Source organism: Alteromonas sp. G4i35 (assembly GCF_054960375.1).
In genome coordinates, this window is the sequence record NZ_JBHNZD010000013.1 from 127,100 (window position 1) to 149,392 (window position 22,293).

Annotated in this window: 20 protein-coding genes; 13 read left to right on the top strand and 7 right to left on the bottom strand. The window is 40.0% G+C overall.

Translation table 11 applies throughout. The features are described from left to right. Positions 1-31: 31 nt before the first annotated feature. Positions 32-403: a hypothetical protein gene (locus ACFI6L_RS10310; RefSeq protein ID WP_231513153.1), complete on the bottom strand. Its 372-nt coding sequence runs from the start codon at positions 401-403 to the stop codon at positions 32-34. A gap of 1,599 nt (positions 404-2,002) precedes the next feature. On the opposite strand from ACFI6L_RS10310, the gene ACFI6L_RS10315 reads away from it, so the two are divergent. From ACFI6L_RS10315 to ACFI6L_RS10335, 5 genes are all read left to right on the top strand, one after another. Beyond that, positions 2,003-3,283: a TolC family protein gene (locus tag ACFI6L_RS10315; RefSeq protein WP_012516884.1), complete on the top strand. Its 1,281-nt coding sequence runs from the start codon at positions 2,003-2,005 to the stop codon at positions 3,281-3,283. Between the two features lie 2 nt (positions 3,284-3,285). After that, complete coding sequence (locus ACFI6L_RS10320) at positions 3,286-4,467, top strand: efflux RND transporter periplasmic adaptor subunit (RefSeq protein WP_281716392.1); 1,182 nt, start codon at positions 3,286-3,288, stop codon at positions 4,465-4,467. 15 nt (positions 4,468-4,482) lie between these two features. Next, complete coding sequence (locus tag ACFI6L_RS10325; RefSeq protein ID WP_012516886.1) at positions 4,483-7,590, top strand: efflux RND transporter permease subunit; 3,108 nt, start codon at positions 4,483-4,485, stop codon at positions 7,588-7,590. Positions 7,591-7,633: 43 nt separating this feature from the next. Further along, on the top strand, positions 7,634-8,512 hold the full coding sequence (locus ACFI6L_RS10330) for a cation diffusion facilitator family transporter (RefSeq protein WP_012516887.1): 879 nt from the start codon (positions 7,634-7,636) through the stop codon (positions 8,510-8,512). A gap of 307 nt (positions 8,513-8,819) precedes the next feature. After that, positions 8,820-9,011, top strand: coding sequence for a DUF3955 domain-containing protein (locus tag ACFI6L_RS10335; RefSeq protein WP_230962262.1), 192 nt, complete (start codon positions 8,820-8,822; stop codon positions 9,009-9,011). Between the two features lie 244 nt (positions 9,012-9,255). Here the strand turns inward: ACFI6L_RS10335 and ACFI6L_RS10340 are convergent, their stop codons facing one another. The 6 genes from ACFI6L_RS10340 to ACFI6L_RS10365 form a co-directional block, all read right to left on the bottom strand. Continuing rightward, positions 9,256-9,663: a diacylglycerol kinase gene (locus ACFI6L_RS10340; protein ID WP_014978033.1), complete on the bottom strand. Its 408-nt coding sequence runs from the start codon at positions 9,661-9,663 to the stop codon at positions 9,256-9,258. Then, complete coding sequence (locus tag ACFI6L_RS10345; protein WP_014978034.1) at positions 9,651-11,258, bottom strand: phosphoethanolamine transferase; 1,608 nt, start codon at positions 11,256-11,258, stop codon at positions 9,651-9,653. Before ACFI6L_RS10345 ends, ACFI6L_RS10340 begins: the two co-directional genes overlap by 13 nt. 120 nt (positions 11,259-11,378) lie before the next feature. Continuing rightward, positions 11,379-13,121, bottom strand: coding sequence for an ArnT family glycosyltransferase (locus ACFI6L_RS10350; protein ID WP_014978035.1), 1,743 nt, complete (start codon positions 13,119-13,121; stop codon positions 11,379-11,381). Then, the gene (locus ACFI6L_RS10355) at positions 13,090-13,812 is read right to left on the bottom strand and encodes a TVP38/TMEM64 family protein (RefSeq protein WP_014978036.1); all 723 of its coding nucleotides are present in this window, start codon (positions 13,810-13,812) and stop codon (positions 13,090-13,092) included. Before ACFI6L_RS10355 ends, ACFI6L_RS10350 begins: the two co-directional genes overlap by 32 nt. Continuing rightward, positions 13,813-14,547, bottom strand: a complete 735-nt coding sequence (locus ACFI6L_RS10360; RefSeq protein ID WP_012516896.1) for a glycosyltransferase family 2 protein — start codon at positions 14,545-14,547, stop codon at positions 13,813-13,815. A 402-nt stretch (positions 14,548-14,949) separates the two neighbouring features. After that, the gene (locus ACFI6L_RS10365) at positions 14,950-15,180 is read right to left on the bottom strand and encodes an LNS2 domain-containing protein (protein WP_425292847.1); all 231 of its coding nucleotides are present in this window, start codon (positions 15,178-15,180) and stop codon (positions 14,950-14,952) included. Positions 15,181-15,438: 258 nt separating this feature from the next. Here ACFI6L_RS10365 and ACFI6L_RS10370 point away from each other — a divergent pair, with 258 nt between their 5' ends. The 8 genes from ACFI6L_RS10370 (at position 15,439) to ACFI6L_RS10405 (ending at position 21,991) form a co-directional block, all read left to right on the top strand. Continuing rightward, positions 15,439-16,128 carry a response regulator transcription factor gene (locus ACFI6L_RS10370; RefSeq protein WP_163088596.1) on the top strand — a complete coding sequence of 230 codons (690 nt, stop codon included), beginning with the start codon at positions 15,439-15,441 and terminating at the stop codon, positions 16,126-16,128. Further along, entirely contained in the window at positions 16,112-17,551 is a 1,440-nt protein-coding gene (locus tag ACFI6L_RS10375; RefSeq protein ID WP_462573931.1) for a sensor histidine kinase, read from the top strand. The genes ACFI6L_RS10370 and ACFI6L_RS10375 overlap by 17 nt, the downstream gene beginning before the upstream one ends. 1,117 nt (positions 17,552-18,668) lie before the next feature. Then, the gene (locus ACFI6L_RS10380; protein WP_139125468.1) at positions 18,669-19,052 is read left to right on the top strand and encodes a CopL family metal-binding regulatory protein; all 384 of its coding nucleotides are present in this window, start codon (positions 18,669-18,671) and stop codon (positions 19,050-19,052) included. A gap of 104 nt (positions 19,053-19,156) precedes the next feature. Then, positions 19,157-19,648 carry a DUF411 domain-containing protein gene (locus tag ACFI6L_RS10385; protein ID WP_462573918.1) on the top strand — a complete coding sequence of 164 codons (492 nt, stop codon included), beginning with the start codon at positions 19,157-19,159 and terminating at the stop codon, positions 19,646-19,648. Between the two features lie 91 nt (positions 19,649-19,739). Then, the gene (locus ACFI6L_RS10390; RefSeq protein WP_012516900.1) at positions 19,740-20,093 is read left to right on the top strand and encodes a copper resistance CopC family protein; all 354 of its coding nucleotides are present in this window, start codon (positions 19,740-19,742) and stop codon (positions 20,091-20,093) included. Between the two features lie 21 nt (positions 20,094-20,114). Continuing rightward, entirely contained in the window at positions 20,115-21,002 is an 888-nt protein-coding gene (locus ACFI6L_RS10395) for a copper resistance D family protein (RefSeq protein ID WP_203565510.1), read from the top strand. A 20-nt stretch (positions 21,003-21,022) separates the two neighbouring features. Continuing rightward, on the top strand, positions 21,023-21,493 hold the full coding sequence (locus ACFI6L_RS10400) for a YybH family protein (protein ID WP_012516902.1): 471 nt from the start codon (positions 21,023-21,025) through the stop codon (positions 21,491-21,493). Positions 21,494-21,520: 27 nt separating this feature from the next. Further along, positions 21,521-21,991 (top strand): YybH family protein, encoded by a 471-nt coding sequence (locus ACFI6L_RS10405; RefSeq protein WP_015066037.1) that lies wholly within the window; start codon positions 21,521-21,523, stop codon positions 21,989-21,991. Positions 21,992-22,293: the final 302 nt, after the last annotated feature.

Below are 22,293 nucleotides of genomic sequence, written 5' to 3' on the forward strand. Positions count from 1 at the left end.
AAAGCGACTTTTTAACTTTTTCGTAAGCTTTTTATGAACTAAAGATACGGTAATGCTTGTCTAGCTTCCAAGTGCATTGACTCGGTATTAGATTAAATTTATCACATACCAAGGTTTGAAGCTCAACGCTCTGTACCACTTTTCTGTCTGCATATATTTTAAAGAACTTTGAGTTTCCAGAGTAGATTACTCTACCCCTGCTGACTTCTTGATATTCAACAGCAATGAGCTCAGGAAAACACGGAAGGTATATTCTATGCTCTTCCCACTCTACTAAATGGCTAAAGTCACTGTCATAGAGTGAAAGGCTATCAGGCTCTGTACTATTCAAAGGCATTGCTTTAGCAAGTACAGTCGACTTGTAGACCCAAAAAATACCAATATGAGGCAGCTTAGTTTTCATCTTGTATATCTCCAACATGTTGACGTCACCCAACTGTCTTGACAGAGATTTACAACCCTTTAATTATTTTAAATTTGCTGCTGAAGTGAGCGCTATTCGCTTGCATGATATATCGTAGTCAAAAGAGGAAAGCTAACTTCTTATCTCTACTCGAATAGGTAACGTTAATAAGCATTAACATGAACTATTTAACATGAAAGTAACTCTGCTACGGTTCTAGATCAGAAAGAGAATTATCACAATTATTATAGTGCCCCTTCATAGATTTCAGTCATCTGTGGAGCCTCTTCAGATTTTTAGGAAACCTCCCCTAAAGAAGCTTGCTATGCCAGGAATGAGTGGTTGTTAACAAACAAAGTATACTTCAGAATTCATACTCGAAGCGGTATTACTCTGCTAGAAACCTGATATTATTGGTCGTCAGATTGCTTTAGATATTAGTATTTTTCTTAGTCTACCTAACTGCTGAAAACATCATGCTGCGCAATCTAAAGATAAAACACATAAGAGCAGTGATCCCCGTTGTGACGCGGGGATAGCAGATTAAAACATGAACTTGCCAAGGTCAAAAAATGACCGGCATTTTTACGCGAAGCGACAACGTTTTTAGCCAAAAAGTTACAGTAAGGTATCTAGCGATATCGAGTTTCCGATATGCCTTTCTACTAGTCTATTGTACCGTTTATTCGAAAATGGAGCCTTAGATGATTTGGTGAACTCAAAGAAGCGATGCGAACCAACTTCATGCTCATAAGCATAGCATCACGGTTATGGCATGAGCCAGATAATATTTACTTTGTTGTTCATTGATGCGCTCACTGTAAGGAGATCAGATAGCAATTGGAAAAGCTACCTCTTGGGTCAACGGTGATTTTATCTTTCAGTATTGGACTTGCTTTTACACTTGTTGTAGGGGGTATTACAGGTTTTGGTACGAGCGAGACGCAATAATTGTGACAGGCTTATTGAAATTGCATGATGTATTCTTCTATTCCTTCGGTGTACTTATTTTACATTGCCGGATTATGTATGAGCAGGCTTTGCAGTAGATTTCTGTTTTTCTGACAAGATTTAGCAACTTAATTGAAATACATGGCTTTTTAATACAGAGTTCCTCTTGTGAATCAGAAAGCTGACCATTTAGGCATTGACTACAATCATATTTTAAGAGAACATGAATTGCCAATAGAGGAATCTTGTGTTGAAAACGAATTACCGCATTAGCAAAAATCTAAAAGTGGTCTTAGCCGCTTTTTTGTTGTGCGCACAATTTTTGTTGATTGTGACTGACGCGTTTTCTATTGAACAAGACCACTTGTTTAGCAATGAATTATGTACTGAAAATACATTAATCGAACTGTCCGATGCTTACGATTTAGATACGGGAAGTGATTGTGACCATTGTTGTTCTTGTCATGGCCATTTTACACACATAGCTTTTTACTTTGATATTGAAAGCTCGTTTCTAAAAAAATCTCCCAATTTAGTCTCAGTTTATAGTGAAGCTACACCTAATCGTTTCATTAACCAAATAGAGCGTCCTCCAAGAATTTAATCCCTGTCGTTTTTCGTTTTTTCAACTGACTAGGATTATATATCATGAAAATTTCACAGTTTCCTGTGCGCAAATTTACGCGCGCCGGAATATTGACTAGTGCATTGATGCTATCTCAAGCCAATGCATTGGCAGAACAAGTAACTTTAGATGATGCAGTTCAACTTACTCTCAACCGTCATCCAAGCTTGTTGAAATTCAGACCTCTTACTAGAGCTCTTGAGGGAGATCGCCAACAAGCTTTGCTTTCTCCAGCTTACACCGTAGGTGCTAATCTAGAAAATGTGATGGGCACAAGTTCTACTTCGGGAGTTCAAGCAGCAGAAGCAACCATCTCTCTATCTTCAGTGTATGAACTTGGTGGAAAGAAGAGTGCAAGAACACTGGTTGTGGATGCCAGAGCTGCCCTTTTAGATTCAGAGCAGTATTCAATGTCTCTCTCACTACTTGGTGGGCTCACTCAGCAGTATATTCGCGTTCTGGCACAACAGGAGCGTCTGCAAATAGCTGAGCGAAGTGTGAGCTTAGCTGAAGATGCTCTTACTGTGATCACTAATAGAATAAAAAGTGGTGCAACGAATGATGCTGAATTGTTCAGAGCTAAATCGGCTTTAAATCAAGCGAAATTAGAACTTGCGACAGCAAAGGTGAATAAAGAGATAGCCCTGCAATCTCTCACACTATTCTGGCAGGGCAATTATGAAGATATCACGCTTACTGGTTCTTTAAATTCACCCGCTAAAAATTATTCCTACGAAACACTTTTTAACCAATTCTTATCATCATCGAATGCGGATTTACTAATTAAGTCACTTGACCTGAAGGACGCTGAAATTCAGTTGGCTAAGTCTGATAATACCGCAGACCTATCTTGGTCTGTTGGTGTTAGAAGGAATCAGGGAGCTCAAGATACATCGTTAGTTTTTGGTGCCTCAATTCCACTATTTGCTGAGAAGAGGAATTCGGGTGCAGTCAAATCTGCAATTGCTAGTAAGGAGGCGGAGTTATTAGAGCGAGACACCAAGTATCTCGATGTAAAAGCGATTCTATTTAAAGCAACGAAAAGCATAAATTTTAGTTCACAGGCAGCATTGCACCTGGAAAAAGAAGTAATGCCAGATTTGAAAAGAGCATTGGAGCTGACCAAGGAGGGCTATCAAAAGGGAATTTACACTTATCAAGAATGGTTTGCTTCACGTGATGCACTTCTCCAATCTCAACGGAGTCTCATCAACTATCGCGAAGCCACCCTGCTCAATGAAGCACTTATCGAACAATGGACAGGGCAATCTCTGAAATCATTCACTTTCAATCTCCAGGATTAATTATGCTAAAGCAAATTTTATTTTTATTTCTTATCGGCACTGTGACATCTATCGCGACCGCAAGTGAAGATGCCACCAATTCAAATGACAACCAAAATATATTCCAGAAAGGTAACATCAAAATAGAAGTAAGTATCGATGAAAGCCCCGAGGGCTCTGTAATTATTGCCTCGACTTTTGAAGATGGGAAGCCATTTATCCCTGATTCCTTTTCTATAGAGCTACAGAAGTTAGGTTCAAGCTCAGAAAAATTTGAGTTTCAAACTTCAGAGGGGGTTTTGCGGTCAATAAAAGCTCTGTCTGAACCTCATTCTTTTAGGGCTACTATTTATCTGACTGACAAAAGACGAAAGTATTCCTGGGAGTGGGAAAACTTCGAGGGAAGAACACAGATCTCAAGAGCATTAACTGAAAAGTTTCAATTAGCAACCTCCGAAGTTCAGAGTGGGACCATTGAAAGACATATCGAATTGTTGGGTACTCTTGTAATTCCACCCAAGAACAAGGCTGAAGTTAATGCGCGGTTCTCGGGAGTTGTAGAAACTCTCGCTTCGGATGTTGGTGACAGCGTGAAGGCTGGCGATGTAATTGCAAAAATTCAATCAAATGACAGCTTACAAACCTACATCGTGAAAGCGCCAATTTCGGGTACGGTAGTAAGTCGAAATGTTAATGTTGGGCAGTTGGTTACCAGTGAAACGCTTTATAAAATAGTCGACGCTGAAACGCTTTGGGCAGAATTGAAAGTATTTCCATCCAAGCGGGATACAATAAAGCAGGGCTCTTATATCCACATAAAAAAAGGTTCCCGACAGCAAGATGCAAAGGTCAAATTTCTCATTCCGTCAGGTTCACTTGAACCTTATCAGATCGCAATTGTTGAAATCACTAATACCGAAGGAGAATTCTCCCCCGGCGATATGGTTACAGGTGTAGTTGATGCTCAGAAAGTCGATGTTTCGCTTCGCGTTGAGAATGAAGCTATCCAATCAATGGATGGTAACTCAGTTGTATTTTTAAACGATGGTAACACGTTTCAAGCTGTCCCTGTCGAGCTGGGTATAAAAGATGACAACTTCACTGAAGTAAAGCGTGGCTTAATCGCTGGTCAAATTTACGTATCAAAAAATAGCTTTCTGATAAAAGCGGATCTTGAAAAATCCGGTGCCTCTCACGCTCACTAATCCTGGAGACGATAAATGATTGATAATATTATTCGTCTTTCAGTAGAAAGACGCTTTTTGTTTCTTGTTCTTGCACTAATCTTAATTGGGATCGGCGTTTGGAGCTACCAGCGATTACCTATTGATGCTGTACCAGATATTACAAATGTACAGGTTCAGATTAACACCAAAGCTCCGGGGTACTCACCATTAGAAGCTGAACAACGAATAACATTTCCTGTCGAAACAGCACTATATGGCTTGCCTAACTTATCCTATACACGTTCTATATCGAGGTATGGTCTTTCACAGATTACAGTTATTTTCGAAGAAGGAACGGATATCTTTTTTGCCCGAAATTTAATCGACGAAAGACTTGCTAACCTTAAAAGTGTTTTACCTGATGGCCTTGAGCCAGAAATGGGGCCAATCGCAACAGGGCTTGGCGAAATTTTCGTATATACACTGGAAGGGAAAGATGGAGCAACGTTACCCGATGGCTCGCCGGTCACACCTATGGCTTTAAGAGAGGTACAAGATTGGATCATTCGACCACAGTTAGCCCAGGTTCCGGGAGTAGTAGAAGTAAACACTATTGGAGGTTATGACAAGCAATATCACGTCAATCCCGACCCTGTAAAAATGCTGGAGATGGGAGTCTCGCTTAAAGACATTTCTGAAGCACTATATTTAAACAATGATAATGCTGGAGCAGGCTATATTGAGAAAAATGGCGAGCAACTTCTTGTTCGCTCTCCAGGTCAATTGACAGGGATAAAGGATATCGAAAATGTCGTAGTAGGAAAAAAAGGATCTGTTCCTGTTCTAATAAAAGATATTGGAACTGTAGGCTTGGGTAAGCAGCTGAGGACCGGTGCCGCTACAAGAAATGGTAAAGAGACAGTGATGGGAACGGTCATGATGTTGCTGGGAGAAAACTCAAGGGAAGTTGCAGCTTTAACTGCCAGTAAATTAACTGAAATTCAAAGATCGTTACCAAGCTGGGTAGTTACTGAACCCGCCTATGATCGAACTACACTGGTCGACAAAGCGATAAACACTGTGCAGAAGAACCTGCTGGAAGGAGCATTACTCGTAATTGTCATATTATTTTTACTACTAGGCAATATTCGAGCGGCTCTTATTACGGCTGCGATCATACCTATTGCTATGATGATGACAATCACTGGAATGGTCCAGAGAGGTGTTTCGGCAAATCTGATGAGTTTGGGGGCTTTAGATTTTGGTCTGATTGTCGATGGCGCTGTCATCATTGTTGAAAACTGTATTAGGCGCTTATCTGAAGCGCAACAGCATCACGGCAGACTTCTTCAACTCAAGGAACGTCTAGAAGAAGTGAAAATAGCAACGATTGAAGTAATCAGGCCCAGCTTATTTGGAGTCGGGATCATAACCGCTGTTTATCTGCCTATTTTTACTTTAACAGGCGTAGAGGGAAAGATGTTTCATCCCATGGCAATAACTGTTGTTATCGCTCTTATTGCGGCAATGATTTTGTCACTGACGGTAGTGCCTGCAGCGATCGCAATTTTCATGGGGGGAAAAATCAGTGAAAAGGAGAGTTTTTTAATACGTTGGGTGAAACTGGCTTACGAACCAGCACTTAGGGCTATTCTTAAATTTAAAGCTGCTGCTCTTGGGGCTGCACTAGCGTTTGTTGTCTTCTGCGGATGGTTGGCAACAACACTTGGGTCTGAATTTATTCCTCAACTGGATGAAGGTGATGTCGCTTTACAGGCTTTACGCATAACGGGTACCGGTCTAAACCAATCAATTCAAATGCAAGAATTACTTGAAGGTGCGCTGTTAGAAATTCCAGAGGTAGCGGTAGTCTTTGCGAAAATAGGTACACCAGAAGTCGCTACAGACCCAATGCCTCCTAATGTAGCCGATAGTTTTGTAATACTTAAACCTCGCTCAGAATGGCCTGATCCAGCTAAATCTAAATCGGATCTAGTGGCTGAAATTGAATCAGTCGCCTCAAAGCTTCCCGGTAATAACTATGAATTTACCCAACCAATTCAAATGAGATTTAATGAATTGATTTCCGGCGTAAGGGCTGATGTTGCAGTCAAGGTTTTCGGTGATGACTTAGAGCAATTGTTGGATTCTGCAAATAAGGTTGCTGAGATCGCTGAGTCGATACAAGGTGCCTCAGACACCCGAGTTGAGCAAGTTGCCGGCCTTCCTATGTTGTCCATATTACCAAAACGAGATGCTCTCGCAAGGTACGGTCTTAACGTAGCAGACATTCAAGCACTCGTTTCAACCAGCATAGGGGGTAAGGAATCAGGCATAATCTATGAAGGCGATCGTCGGTTTAAAATTGTAATCAGATTATCTGAAGAGTTGCGTACAAATATTGACAAATTAGAGAGCTTACCTGTTCGTGTCGGCAATAGTTTTGTACCGCTTGAAGAGGTAGCCACTCTCGAGTTAAAGCCGGCGCCTGCACAGATCAGCCGAGAGAATGGAAAGCGCAGAGTTGTCGTAACGACTAACGTACGAGGAACCGACCTAGGAGGATTTGTCGTTGATTTACAAAAAAGACTTAAATCCGATTTAAAAATGAAGGAAGGATATTGGTTAGAGTTTGGTGGTACCTTTGAACAACTGGAATCCGCCAGCAAACGGCTGACTTTAGTCGTTCCGGTTACGCTTGCGTTGATAGTTGGCATACTCATTATGGCGTTTGGGTCTGTTAAAGACGCATTGATAATTTTCACTGGTGTACCACTAGCCTTGACTGGAGGAGTACTGGCACTCTGGATTAGAGATATGCCTCTTTCAATTTCTGCGGGAGTAGGCTTTATCGCTTTGTCCGGGGTCGCGGTTTTGAATGGACTAGTGATGGTCGCATTCATCAGACAACTCTGGCAGGAAAATGGTGATATTTATACTTCAGTAATTCGAGGGGCCATAATCCGGCTTCGACCTGTTTTGATGACTGCGTTAGTGGCCAGCTTAGGCTTTGTTCCCATGGCACTTAATACAGGAACAGGTGCTGAAGTACAAAGACCGCTCGCCACTGTAGTCATTGGGGGAATTATATCGTCAACTTTACTGACACTGTTTATATTACCTGCGCTTTATCAGCTCGCACATAACAAACGCAACTCTTAATCAAATTTTACGCCCGGTATGTTCCGGGCGCACCGGAGCCTCTATGACTCATAATCATTCAAATAGCTCAAACAAAATTGGGTGGGCTTTTCTATTAAATTTCAGCTTCACAATTATTGAATTTATTGGCGGCTGGCTAACGAACAGCACTGCTATAATGGCAGATGCTGTTCATGATCTCGGCGATTCAGTTTCTATTGGAAGCGCCTGGTGTCTCAATAGGTTAGGAGAGAGAGAGGCCGATGAAAATTTCACATATGGGTACAAGCGACTCAGCCTGTTAGGGGCATTTATTAACGGAGCCGTACTTATCCTTGGCTCAATCTGGGTATTATCAGAAGCCATTCCTCGAGTATTAGACCCGGTCGTTCCAAATACAGAAGGCATGATATTACTTGCGATTCTAGGTGTCGCTGTAAACGGCTTTGCTGTGTATAAACTCCAGGGAGGAAATACCCTAAACGAGAGAGTGTTGAACTGGCATTTATTGGAGGACGTTTTAGGCTGGGTTGCTGTATTAATTATTGCCATAGTAATGCAATTTGTCGACTGGCCAATTTTAGACCCCCTACTTTCGATTGGCTTTACGCTTTTTATATTGTTTAATGTAATTCGAAACTTATTAGCAACCTTAAAATTATTTTTGCAAGGTGTTCCAGAGAAAAACTTATACAAACAAGTGTTAGATGAACTCCGGAGTGTTGATAGAGTTGAATATATCCATGACTTAAAAATTTGGTCACTTGACGGAGAACACAATGTTATTACTATACGCGTTGGCAGTGCCTTAAAGACAGTTGAAGAATACAAGTTATTGAAGCTTGATATTTATGATAGCTTGGCCATGTTTGACTTCAGTTACAGCACAGTTGAAATAGAGTTTACTGACGAGCATTCTGCAGTTAATGAGGAGGTGAGATGAAATTCCATTACTCATTAACAATGATAGTCGACAGTAATTCAAGTTTTAATACTAAGCTAAAATTTTATTTGTGACACATTGTCTACAATCATGACTATAGATTTTCATGGAACTTTTTAGTTTGTTCCCCTCATGATTAAATTTTTTGTTAAACTGTAAGGAGAGTGTGATAGATAATAATGCGTAACTAAAGTGGTAAGAGGCAAGATTGAACACGTACCTTCGACATCAACGTTTCTTTCGTGCTCTTACGAGATGTTGAAAATAAAATATAGAGACATTAATGAAATTTATAAGTAACTATAAGATGAGCTTCTTATTTTTTATTAGTGGTATTTTGTGTTTAATCGCTTATAACATAAAAGGCTCGAGTATAGATGAAAATGGTTTTTTGGTTGAATCGTTTGGCTTCATTCCTATATTTTGGCTATTTGAGCTGATGGCATCGCTGACTTTTGCTTTCACTTTCATTAAACTTAAAAAAAATCAGCGAAAGTAAAAGCACGCGAAGAACTTTTTCTAACTGACAATTTTGCTTTGCGATTTGCTATGCAACTCCTGGCTAGTAATTGAAAACTGAACCCAAAGGTTGTTGGGTATTGCCTTTTAGTTATATCAGACTTTAACTTCTTATATTAAAGCTCGCTAATTATTGGCTTTCTATTCTTTTATACACATTGATGAATTTGCACAGTTGGACCCATGTCAGTGCGGTACCTCATCGGTGAGTCAACAGTCTCAAATCAAAAATATCTACACAATGTAGCTAACCACAACAGTGATGAAATTGCGATCGTCACTAAAACAGCCGCTGAGCCTAAATCTTTCGCTAAGCCTGACAGTGGGTGAATCTCTTTTCCAATACGGTCAATAGTTACTTCAATTGCAGTATTTATAATTTCAGCGAACAAAACGAAGAGTATGGAGGAAAGTAAAATCGTCTTTTCCATATAAGGAATTGACCAAAATGCAAGCACTCCCGCCGCTAAGATAAGTAAGATAAGTTCTTGCCGGAACGCTGACTCGTTTTTAACAAGCCATGATATAGCTCGAACTGAGTTTTTCATTGCTAATACAATACGCAACATGCCCTTTGGTTTGGCTTTAGGGTCGAAATGCATTTTTGATGTGGCTTCGTCTATGACTCGCATTTTCGTAAAATATCCTGAGTGGGTTGGTAGGTGCTGCTTTGCACATTTGTAAGACCAAGTAATGTGTCAAAAAGGTTGTCATGCGAATAAGGATGACTGGATAACGACTTTACGCAATCACTGTATTCAGGTTGGCTAAACTTGGAGGCCCAATAAACCATTGGTACATGAGTTTGCTCAACAGGCGCTAAATTATAAGGGAAACCGTGTAAATAAAGCCCTTTTTCTCCCAATGACTCACCATGATCCGATAGATAAAGCATCGACGAATTAGGAATAGTGGAAAGCTGTTCAATAATCTGGCCTAGCACGTAGTCTGTGTATGCAATAGTATTATCGTACGTATTTGTCAGCTCTGCCTCTTCACAATTTTGAATATCACTTCTGGGACAGTCAGGCACGAACTTAGCAAATTTCTCTGGGTATCTCCGGTAGTAAGTAGGGCCGTGTGAGCCAATCATATGTAAGACTATCACTCTATGTTCTTTAGATGGCCTTGAAAGAGTTTCTCTTAAAAGGTCAACAAGTACCTCATCATAACAATAATCTCCATCGCAAAACTTGGGATCTCTGGACGGATCAAAGTCTAGGGTCTTTACCCTCTTGCATACGCCTTTACAGCTACTGTTGTTGTCAATCCAAGTCACGTCAACTCCTGCACGATGAATGATGTCTAAAACATTGTCCTGACTGTCTGCAATACGCGAATCATAATTTTCTCGAGAGAGTCTTGAGAACATACATGGCACGGAGACTGCGGTAGCAGTACCGCAAGATGTCACCTTGCTAAAACTGATTGCACCTGCGTTCTGGATATTAGGCGAAGTACGCCTCGAATAGCTGTTGCTTGAAAACTTGTCCGCTCTGGCTGTTTCGCCAACCACTAACACTGTAATAGATGGGTGTATATTAGCGTTACCTTTTAAGTAGGGACGCTTGTCTAATACTTTGTAGGGTAAAGGCGGATAGAAGTAAGTGTCCCGAAGGTACTTGTACCCTGAATCATAAAAGGCGTAGGGAATAATATACTTCGTTAGATCTTTGTTATTTCTGCCGACAGCTGCATAGCTCTTAAAAAGGAACGTGGCTATAATTGCAATACCCAATAAAGCTAATAAGTTCAGCACTAGAAGGTGCTTGATTCGAGCCTTGAGCTTTCCATTTATTTCCAGATTAAAAATCGCAAATACAGGGATTAATCCCAGTATAGAGAAGAATAAAAAAAGTGTTGAATTTAGATAAGAAAAGGCTTCACCAGAATTTGTTTCCATTACATTCTGTATCATGCTCTTATCGAAAATGACACCATAGGCCAAGGTGCCGTAAAGTAGAATAGAACTTACAACGAAAGCAATTGCAACGGTGGTGCGCGGCAAAAATAGGGCACCAAAAAGACTTAGAAAAATAATATTAAAAAAGGTTAGCAAGAGCGGTACAGAGAGAAAAAACACCCACTCATTCAATGTTACAGGGGCTACAACTTCATAAACAGCGGACAAAAATGGTATGTTAAATATTGCTGCGATAAACAATGAAGAAAGTAAAATGAACTGAGCTGATGTAGGATTGAAATTTAGTGTTCTTGGAAATTTCACAATAAGGTTCTCGTGTACTTCTTAGCACATAAGTTACCTGTCTAAACTTAAATAACGCTTAAGAAAAACTGTAGAATGAAAATTCTCGCATTATTTTTTAATTGTATGAAAACATGTACCTCACGTAACGGGCCTATCTGGGATATAACTAAAGATCTCAGTCGCAGTTTTCGTAAGCGGACACTTTTCGGTTAATGCCTCGTGCGATAATAGTACCCAGTGGGCGCGATGTGCATACCCTACAGACGTTGCCATTTCTTTTTTAAAACAACTATTGCGTACATGTTTTTCATCGACGAGGATGTATCTTCCCTTTTCAGTCTTATCCAGCCACTGGTAGGCGGCAGACAATTGCTGATCAACAGGGGTATGATACCCAAAATGAGTGATGGGATAAGGCGAGAAGAGAATGAACTGTTCAGAAAAATCAACAAGTGCAATAGTTGCATCATGTTTACCAATTTCTTTTTCAATATTTGCAAATACGCTTTTAGGGGTTTTTACATCTTCAAGTAAAGTGTAACCCCAAGTAGCGTACATGCCCCAAAGAGTGCACAAGAAATAGGGCCAGACTTTCCAGTGCTTCCCTCTAGTAGTGATCACCGTAACCAGACACGTCAGTCCCCCCGTTACTAAAAAAAACATCCACGGAGAAAGCCCGAACTTTTCTTCTAACTTTAGGGCGAATGATGCTTTTACTATGCCGGAAAAACCAAACCCCAATAAGCCTACTGATAGTAAAAATACAACGCCCCACAAAAGCCAGGAAAATACTTTCTTATTAACAACTGAATCAAAGTAAGGCGCAGAGATCAGTGCCAGCATCGGCAATGCGGGTAAGATGTACACCCCCCGTTTACCAGGACTTACACTGAAGAAAAGCAGAACAAGTACAATCCAAACCAATGGTAAGTATATGCGGGCATCACCTTTTTTGATTGCGCGATACCAACATGGGATGAGCCATGGGAGAGCGATGCTAATTGGCAACCAGAATAATGGAATAACCTCTACGAGGTAATACCAGAACGGCTTTATGTGATGCCAGGAATCAGCATATCGAGTGACCGTTTGCCTGAAAAGAATATTATCTCTATATAGAGCAAGTGATGTGTTGTGGCTATTTTCGACCAATATCAACATAGGTATAAACCATAGTGATATAGCCAGTAACATCACCACTGCACCCATTATCCACGGTAATACGGACTTTTTAGTTTGCTTCTTAGCTATGTCCCGCTGAGGCCAAAAGTGTCGATGTATCAAGTATGGTATCAGCATCAGGACTGGTAAAAATCCGACCCCTTTTGTGATGACGCCAATTCCCATGAAGAAAAAGGCGAGGTAATACCAACGCCATCGCCTTTCAACTAAGAAAAAGCGCAAAAGACCATAGCATCCGATTGTTATCCAGCAGCAGACCATTGCGTCTATCTGTGCAGACTTGGCTTGAAGCAAAAATTGAAAACTCAATAAAAGAAGTGACGTTGCGATCAGCGCCTCTTTTGTACTCCACAGTCGTTTTGAGATGTCATACACCAAAAAAAGTGTGAGTAGGCTGCATAAAGCAGATGGGAGCAGAAAGGCAATCTTAATTGACCCGAATAGCGCAAAGAAAAAAGCGATAGACCACATAAACACAGGTGGTTTATCAGGATAAAACTCTCCCGCTCTGGCTGGAAAGAACCACTGACCTGTTTCAACCATTTCTTTTGCAACTTGTGCAAAACGAGGTTCGTCAGCAGGCCAGGGATCTCTTAACCCAAGCCCGATAAATATCAACACGCTAGCCAGTACAAAAAGCCAGAAAGTATAATTTGGGTGCTTGTTCTTATGTATAATGGCTAGGCTCGTCTGATTCATTGCTACATTTGCTGCTTTTTGTGAGAGAACGAAGAGTTTTATCGTCATTATGTTGACGATGATAAACCTTAAAAAGATATGCGCTTAGCAAGCTGGAAATCCCAAATAATAGGGCGCTTATGATTATTTTAAGTTCAGAGTTGACTAATACACCCTTACCCATTAATGCAAAAACCGCCATTTGAGGGATGTAGCCAATAGTAGACCCAAAAATAAAAGAGCGTCGTGGAATCTTTGAAACGCCAGCAAAAATGTTTGTGAGTAGATTATTCCCTACTGGCAACAGTCTAATGATAACGGACTTAAGAAAGGGAGAGCGAAGTAGAAAGTGGTCTAACTTGCGCACTCGCATTTCAAAGTGTTGAATAATAATCGGTCTAGCGAAATACCGGGACACTGCCATAACTGTTGCACAGCTGAGCGTAGCTGCTAATGTTGAATAGATGACACCTTCAGCAAATCCAAAGGCATACCCCCCCATAAATGCGACTAACTGGCGTGGAAGTCCGATAGTAAGTAAAAATACTGAGACGGCTAAAAATTTGGCTATCCCTGTCACTCCATTATCACGGGTATGATTGTCTATCCACTCCTGATTAAATGCGTCAAATGAGGGGGAGAGCGAAATCAAATGACTAAAAAACAGAATGGTAAGTACCAGAATGAAGAAACGAAGGAGACTGGAATTCAATTAGATACTCTCTTCATTTTCTAAGATGACATCATTAAGTTTATTACGTTTCTGAAGCCAATAAACTCCTGCCATATCAATTAGTCCAACCCCAAGCCGCCCTAACATATTATATTTTGATTTTCCGAATTGCCTGTCTCTGTGATTCACTTCAACAACTTTAATGATCCCACCTTGTCGTCGGATCAGTGCTGGCAGAAAACGATGCATATGATCAAAATAGGGTAAATCGAGGAATGTTTGTTTTGGAAAGACCTTTAACCCACATCCGGTGTCAGGTGTATCATCATTAAGAAATTTACTTCTTACAGAATTTGCTAGTTTTGACTGAAATCTTTTCCAAGCTGTATCCTTTCTGTCTTTACGATGACCAGCAATGCAAAAGTGACTCCCTAACGGAAATTGAGAGGCCATAGTCAGGAGGTTTGGTATATCAGAGGGATCATTCTGCCCATCCGCATCAAGTGTAACTACAAGTTCTCCATCAGCATGGCTCACCCCTGTCCAAATAGCTGTACTTTGTCCCACCGAGTGCTTGTGCCGTAGTACGTTAACTCTTTCAAAGCCACTCGCTTTCAGATAAAGCAGATTCTCAAATGTATTATCCGTACTTCCATCATCAACATAGATGACTTCGAAGTTGGCTACACCTGTTAACGCTCTATAAATTTCCTCAATTAAGGGTTTTAAATTTTTTTCTTCGTTTTTCGCTGGTATTACAACTGAAATTCGCACGTAGCCCTCTGTCAAAGCCTCAAGATCAAGCAAATTCTATTTTCGACAGGAAAACGTTAACAAACAAAACTTAAGATACGCTTATGAAGAGTCATTTAATTGAAGTAATAATGTTTTAATCGCTCAGGAAGGAAGAAAGAGGTGGGTTAAGGAAAACACGCTATAGGAATGTGTTTCGACCAGTTATCGTAGCACTTTTGCCACGGCCCTGGTTTGCACTTACGATCACCTTGTCTTGTTATTGCAAATATTTTGTCCTGAGTAACGCCTGCGGCCAAATAAGCAGCAAAGTCAGTGCTTGAATCGCCAAATGCAGCAAAAAGTGTCCAGCCAGACTCCGTGTAACGCTTTAGAATATTTAGTTTAATGTTTTAAAGTTTTTTCGCTCAGCCGTAGCATTCGCTACCTGAATATTTCCGTCTGGGAAATGGTAACGGGATAAAAAAATGAAATGTTGCACTGGAAGTATATACTTCGCGCAGTCAGATAGATAACTCTGGGGCCGTTATCAGTGTATGCTTGAACAAGTTCAGACGCACTTTCTCTTTCAGAAAAAATGCAGGTGTTACTGAGCATCAGTGTTTCATCGGTGTCAAAAATAACAGCTTTGTCACTCTTACAATTTGGGGGCAGAAATTTCTGTAGAGGTTATTGAGCACTCGCTAAGTAGCAGGGCTGATAAGAATCGGTCTTCATCGTCAGTCACAAAACTGTTATTAATATGAACATAATAACGAGATAAATTAAGAGCTACTGAAGGAAATCAATCAGTTTATGCTAAAAGAACCACTTTTGTGTAGGTTAACTATAAGCACCAGTTCAATAGCTTCTTCAGTAAATCCTAAGGATGAGAAGGTATACTGAAATAACTTTAAAATTGACGTTCAAATTATGAGAATACTTCTGATAGAAGACTCCTTATCATTAAGGAACAGTTTGAGCTTAGGCTTAGAAAAGTTGGGGTACTCAGTCGATACTGCTGGCACTGGCTCTGAGGGATTGAGTATGGCGTTGCTTGGTAGCTACGAAATAATCATCCTTGATATGATGCTACCTGAGTTGGACGGTATGACTATTCTTAAAACGTTACGAAAAAGACATTTAGAAACAAAGGTTATCATCTTATCTGCGCGATCTGAGTCTGAAGACAAGGTAGCGGGGCTATTGGCAGGTGCTGACGACTACCTTTCTAAGCCGTTCTCGTTTGACGAATTGACTGCTAGACTACTTAGCTTGATGAGGAGAGGTGCGGCAAATTGTCTCAATGACCAGGTTACTATCAACAGTTTGACACTCAATATCCAGTTTAAAACGCTTTCATACAATAATGGCATTATCAACCTGACCCCGAATGAGTACAAAATTGTTGAATGTATTTTCCTCAATAGACACAAGATAGTTACCTCAGAAATGCTGAGTGAATTTATTTCTGGAAGCTATGACCATATCTCAAAAAATGCTATTGAAGCTCACCTTTCCTCAGCAAGGAGAAAAGTAAGAGAAAGCGGCGCGTCTCTACCCATTAAAAGTAAACGTGGTTTTGGTTACAGAGTTGTAGAAGCTAATGAAATCAATACGTAAAACATTAACACGTAGACTTTCTATTATTATTTCACTGTTAGTCATTGCCGTTTTACTTGCAGCAGATATTGGTGTCGATTCCTGGATCGAACAAGAATTCAACCATGCTATGAAGGCAAAAGTAGGTATGCTTCAGAGCTTGGTAAATGAAGATGTCGAGGGTGTGGAGTTCGAATTTGCAGGTGAGTATTTGCCTGAGTTTGAAGGGACATCTTCCCCCGAGTATTTTCAACTTTGGTACAAAGACTCAACGTTTGAAAAATCAGATACTCTGGCGCTTTATACCATCAATGAATTGCCTTACAGCAGCATTGGCCTGGATGAATATTCTTTCCAGGATATTACTCTGCCCGATGGCCGTACGGGTCGGGTAATTTACACTCGATATATACCTCAGATTGATTCTGAAGACAGAGCTGGATTTTATCGGGTCATGGATAAGGGTAACGATACTCGTCCGTCAATGGTTATCGCGTACGCAACATCTACAGAATTGTTAAATTTCACGTTGTGGTTTATCGATGGTGCTTTTCTATTTGCATTAATTATCGTGCCGCTAGTTGTTCGATTTACAGTGCGTAACACTGTGGCTTATGCTCTGGCACCCTTGGATGCCTTAAATGCCAAGATAAAAGGACTACGATTTACCACTAGGCAAAAACACGAAGCTTTTCAAAATAATGTCGAGGAATTGGAACCCATTACCCAAAGTTTGAATCACTTTATTGAAGATAATTATTCGCTTTACCTGCGTGAGAAGAGGTTGACTTCGGATATCGCACACGAGCTAAAAACACCAGTCTCTGAATTAATAAATATGACTGAAGTAGCAATTAAGTTTCCAGGAGAAATAAGATTAGAAAAAGATTTTAAGCCACGTGTTTTGCAAATAGGCACAAGAATGAAAAATATTATTTCTGGCCTTATGTTAATCCAAAAATATAGTTTTAAGACCCTAGAGCTAACTGATGAGATAGATATCCACAAATTAGTAACTCAACTTATTCAGATAAAAGAAGCAAGAAATGTTAAGGTAGAGATTAGCTCCAATTTTCAGTTAAGCGTCAAGAGCAATCGCGTTGCAGTAGAATCGATAATAAGTAATCTGATAGATAACGCTATAGAACACGGAAAAACTGATACAGAAATACTTGTGAACTTAGGTGTAAATAGTTCTAGTAATGTTTACCTCAGAGTGACAAATAAGGTGGGGACAGAGGTTAATGAGGATGATCTAAAGCATATGTTTGAACCGCTTTGGCAAAAAGATGCTTCTAGAACATCTGAAGATAACTTTGGGCTAGGTCTTTCTATAGTAGATGCATTGTGCGACGCTGTATGTGCAGAAGTTTCTGTAACCAAAACCGCCGAAGAAGACATATCGTTTTTGTTGACTTTTAAAAATGAAACTATTGGTCCGTAATCTTTGGCAGGCTTAAGTTACTGTAACCTTAGCCTTAATATCACTCCTGAAAAGAGAGACTGCGACTTAGCAAGAGAATAAAAATAGGGTAATGAAACGTAACCTAGCTTTCGAATTTGGTATGTAGTAGAGATCAAAAAAGTTTTCGGCCACCTGTTCCTTGTCACGGATAATTGCTGCTGGAACAAGTCAATGCTTCCATTCAACTCATTGGGCGTACAACGATAAAATGACTTTACGATTTTTTTGCAGAGTTCTACCAAGAAACTGTTGAAAAACACTTGCTGACAATAGGTTATCCTAATATAGATTAACGTTACCTGTCTCAATGAATGTCCCGAGATCGATGAAATAATTAGAAACAGCATAAAAATGTTATTCAATTGATACTAGGGAAGATCCGAATAAGTTCCTAACGTGAGATCATGACTGCATGTTAAGTTACATTTTCTACTGCTCGTGAGCCAACAGTTAATTATTGCCAGTAGTCAGCTAAAGCAAGCGCTGATAGCCCTATAAAGAGGTTTTCCTATCACGGATAGACAACTTATTACCGTGCTCACAATTGATAGAAGTGATTGAACTTTTTTATCCTAAAGCTGATATTAATCGCCTTATTCATATGCAGAAAAATAAGTGAAACAGAGAGTATCTATAACCGCGGGGCGAAAGTCACTTATCGACCAGCGCTTGAGTGGCGCTTAAGTTGAAATCGCTGAAGTGAGTTTGTGCCTCAACGATTTAAACAGAATATCTGATTTCTCTTTCAAGTTACCGGTGAATTTATATTTATCGGGTGTGTTTATTTATATAGCTCCTCAAGCCTCCTCAATTTTCTAGTATTTCTGGTTAGCCCCCGTTATAACGTTAATGGAACTGGACAAAAGGAAAGTATTGTGGCGGCTACTTAAAGCGTTCAAGTTCTACCGCAGTATCTGAATTATAGAGTTAGAGACGCGCCCAAAAATTTGCATGGTTGTAGGCAATCTCCCTCATCATGACTATTTCCTAAATTCTGCCGATGAACGGGCTATTCTAATTACAAATCAGCCTCAACTGTTTACCAATTCGCGAAAATCCATTATTCTCCATATTGGTTATGTTTAATGCTTAAGAAATGTTTAAATTCATATCAAAACTAATATTAGTGTTTACAGTGCTATCTGCCCTCGTCGGGCAAGCGATGGCTGTAGATACTATGAGTTTTGAAATGGATATTGATAACAAACATTACAATAGTAATTCTGAATCGAATTGCTCTACGAACATGAGCCATGGTATGAGAGTAGATTCTATAAGTTCCGAAAACGCTAGTATTAAAGATTGTTGCAACACTTCGGAATGCACATGCCCACCAGGTGGTTGTACTCATGCTCCCGTCCTTATAGCTTCCATGATGATTGTTCAACACCCAGTGGTGCCGGACGCTTCATTTGGCTTGTTCTTCCAACAGCCAGTTTCAGTAACTTCCTCACTTTTTCGCCCACCGATATTTGCCTAACACAGGGTCAGTGCGTCCAAATTTCACGCACAATTTGTTTTAGTTCCTGTTTATTATCTAGGTGCTAGCGTACCTATATGTGCCAGCTTTGTCTGGAGGCAAAAATGTTAAAAAAAATCATCTATCAAGCTGCGGTATTACTGCTAATTCTACCTAGCGTTGCCATGGCAAATATCCACCATGGCGCAAACGACGCCTTTGAATTATTGGTCTATAAATCACCATCGTGTGGATGCTGTAAAAAGTGGATAACTCATCTAGAAAGCCAAGGGTTTCAACTACGTACAAAGGACTTTCATAACTTGAGCGACATCAAGAACGAATACGGAATTTCGCCAAATCTTCGCTCTTGCCATACCGCTGTTACAGAAAACGGCTTTGTATTTGAAGGCCATGTCCCTTCTAAGTTTATAAAACGATTCTTGTTAGAAGAACATCCAAAGGCTATCGGGTTATCTGTTCCAGCTATGCCAGTAGGTTCACCCGGAATGGAAGTAGCAGAGCAGTTTATGCCTTATACCGTTTTCATTATATATCAAGATGGGAGCTACGAACCTTACGCGAAAGTAGAAAGCTACGACAGTCAATTCGATTGAAGTCAAAGTTAAACAAATAAATGCGCACTTTTGACAATCAAAGCAATTTTAATTTTTAAAAACCGAATATTAACCAAAGATAGAGGTAATCATGAAAGCACTTGTTAAATCATTTGCAATATTTAGTGTACTGCTAAGCAGCGTGGCATTAGCACATGAGGCTATAGAAATTAAATCTAGCACACCAAGCAAAAATGCAATGTTGATGGAGGCCCCAATGGAACTATCAGTCAGCTTTACCAAGGGAGTTAGATTAATAAAAGTAGTTTTAAAAGACAGTGAAGGTGCAAAAGTTGATTTTGGCTTTGAACCTCCGAAAGAGGTTGCAACGGATTATTCTTGGACCTTACCTAAATTACGTCCAGGTTCATACAATGTTGAGTTCATCATGCTTGGCTCCGATGGGCACAAGATGAAAGATAGTTTTGGATTTATGGTGCACTAAAAAGGGGATTCAGCTGTGGAAATGTATATCTGGAACACTGTAATTGTAGTGACAAAGCTAATGTTTTATTTAGGTTTCGCGGCCACAGCTGGATATACATTTTTCTGGCGAGATATTAACGACAGTAGGACAAGTTATACAACGCCATCTTATAGCGCTGTATGGGTAAAGGTTTGTGTCTTTGTTGCGTTTATTTCTAATGCAGTGTGGTTTATCGCGAACACTGGAGCGATGGTAGAAGAGGGAATTCAAGGCGCACTTGACCCCTTTATGCTTAAGATAATGTTGAGTTCTCCTATCGGTGAAGTCACCTTGTATCGTGCGGGGGGGTTAGCCGTAGCTTTAATAACTATCTACTTATTGAAATTTAAACCTCTTAAACCTTTCCTAAGGTTAAAGTCTTGCTTACTTGTGCTGTGTCTATTCACTCTCTCGTACACATTTACTTTAACCGGCCACGTTTCTGAATTAGGAAGTATTGCTCGAATACTACTTATGGTTCACGTATTTGTTATGGCTTGGTGGTTTGGTGCATTGATTCCGTTAAAGCTCTCCTGCCATTACCAGAGCTACGAAAAGCTTTATAAATTAATGGATAGGTTTGGTACGCAGGCGGCCGTATTGGTTACCTTATTATTATCTGCAGGCATTTGGCTAGCTATTCAATTGGTAGGTAGTTTTGAAGGGTTATTTAGCTCCATATATGGGCAAACTCTTCTTGTTAAAATGTTCCTTGTAACTAGCATTCTAGCTATTGCTATACGGCACAAACTGAAATTAGTCCCAAAACTTAAAAGTGGCTCGGGAAGCGAAGCACTCTCAAAATCCATTTCATTAGAGTTAACAATAGCAGTTGCTATTTTAATCATTACTTCTGGGCTTACGAGTATTGTAGGTCCCGAAAGATAAAACTTAGAAGAGAAATTCAAATGAAAATTAAATTATTAGTCTTACTATTTATCATGCCCGTAATCATGAGTTTTGCTGCTAGTGCCCATGAAAAAGAACATCATGAGAAAGGTATGTTTAGTGGGTTAGATACGCCTGCAGCTAAAATAGTTATTGCATTCCATCACGCGCTTAATACGGGAGACAAAATCACTGCGAAGAGCCTACTGGCGGATGATGTGACTATTTATGAAGGAGGCGGAGTTGAGAGGAGCGCAGATGAATATGCTCAACATCATATGAATTCAGATATGGAATATCTATCGTCAGTGACAAATAAAGCGTTGGAGCATCAAGTCAAAGTTCTGGGCAACACAGCAATCTCCGCATCGCGGTTTCTGGTCAATGGGATGTTTAAGGGGGAAGAGAGAGACTACCAAAGTATGGAAACAATTGTCTTAATCAACACCGAAGGAGAGTGGAAAATCAAACATATTCATTGGTCAAATTGATTCGATTAACTACCCGAGAGAGCTCGTATGAAAAAATTTTTAATCATAATCATTTCGTCTTTGTTATCTTTTTTCACTTTCGCTCATGATAACAATGCAACTGATAAAGATCAGATAAAAGACATTATAAAGCAAATTGAATATGGCTGGGAGAATGGAGACGGTGCCCCCTTTAAAAAGCACTTTTTCGACTTTAAAGGCGCAAGATACTTTGAATCTGGCGGACAGAATGTAGGGTTAAGTGACTTGATAGAGCATCATGTTGAACCAGAAAAGGATGCCTTAGTTTTCTTAAGTTTAGATTTTTCTAACATTCAAACTCATGTAGAAGATGATTTTGCTTGGACACTCGTTGATACAACCGTTCAAGGAAAGGTTAGGAAGTCTGGAGAAACTTTCAACAAAACGGGGTTTCAAACCTTTCTTTTTAAAAAAGTTAACGGTGAGTGGCTGATAGTTCACACGCATTCCTCTAGTAGAAATCGTGCAAAAGACTAGCGAAATAAATGTATTGAAAGCTACTTTGGTAATATCAACGGTAGCTTTCCAGTTTGCTCAATATCAGAACCATCTCGGCTATCCTATTGCCAAAATGCCTTACACTTCATATTGGCACGAACTAAGCTTCCCGCCAGCCAATGAACCCTTATTATTCGTTTTTGCACAGATTTTTAATCAACATCGAATCCTTAAACACTTGTCCTCCCAACCTACATTTTGTTCCACATACGCTATTCTCAAAAGGTGCAGAGAAATATGAAAATCGTTTATTTTGGAAACGACTTATTCTCGAATTGTTT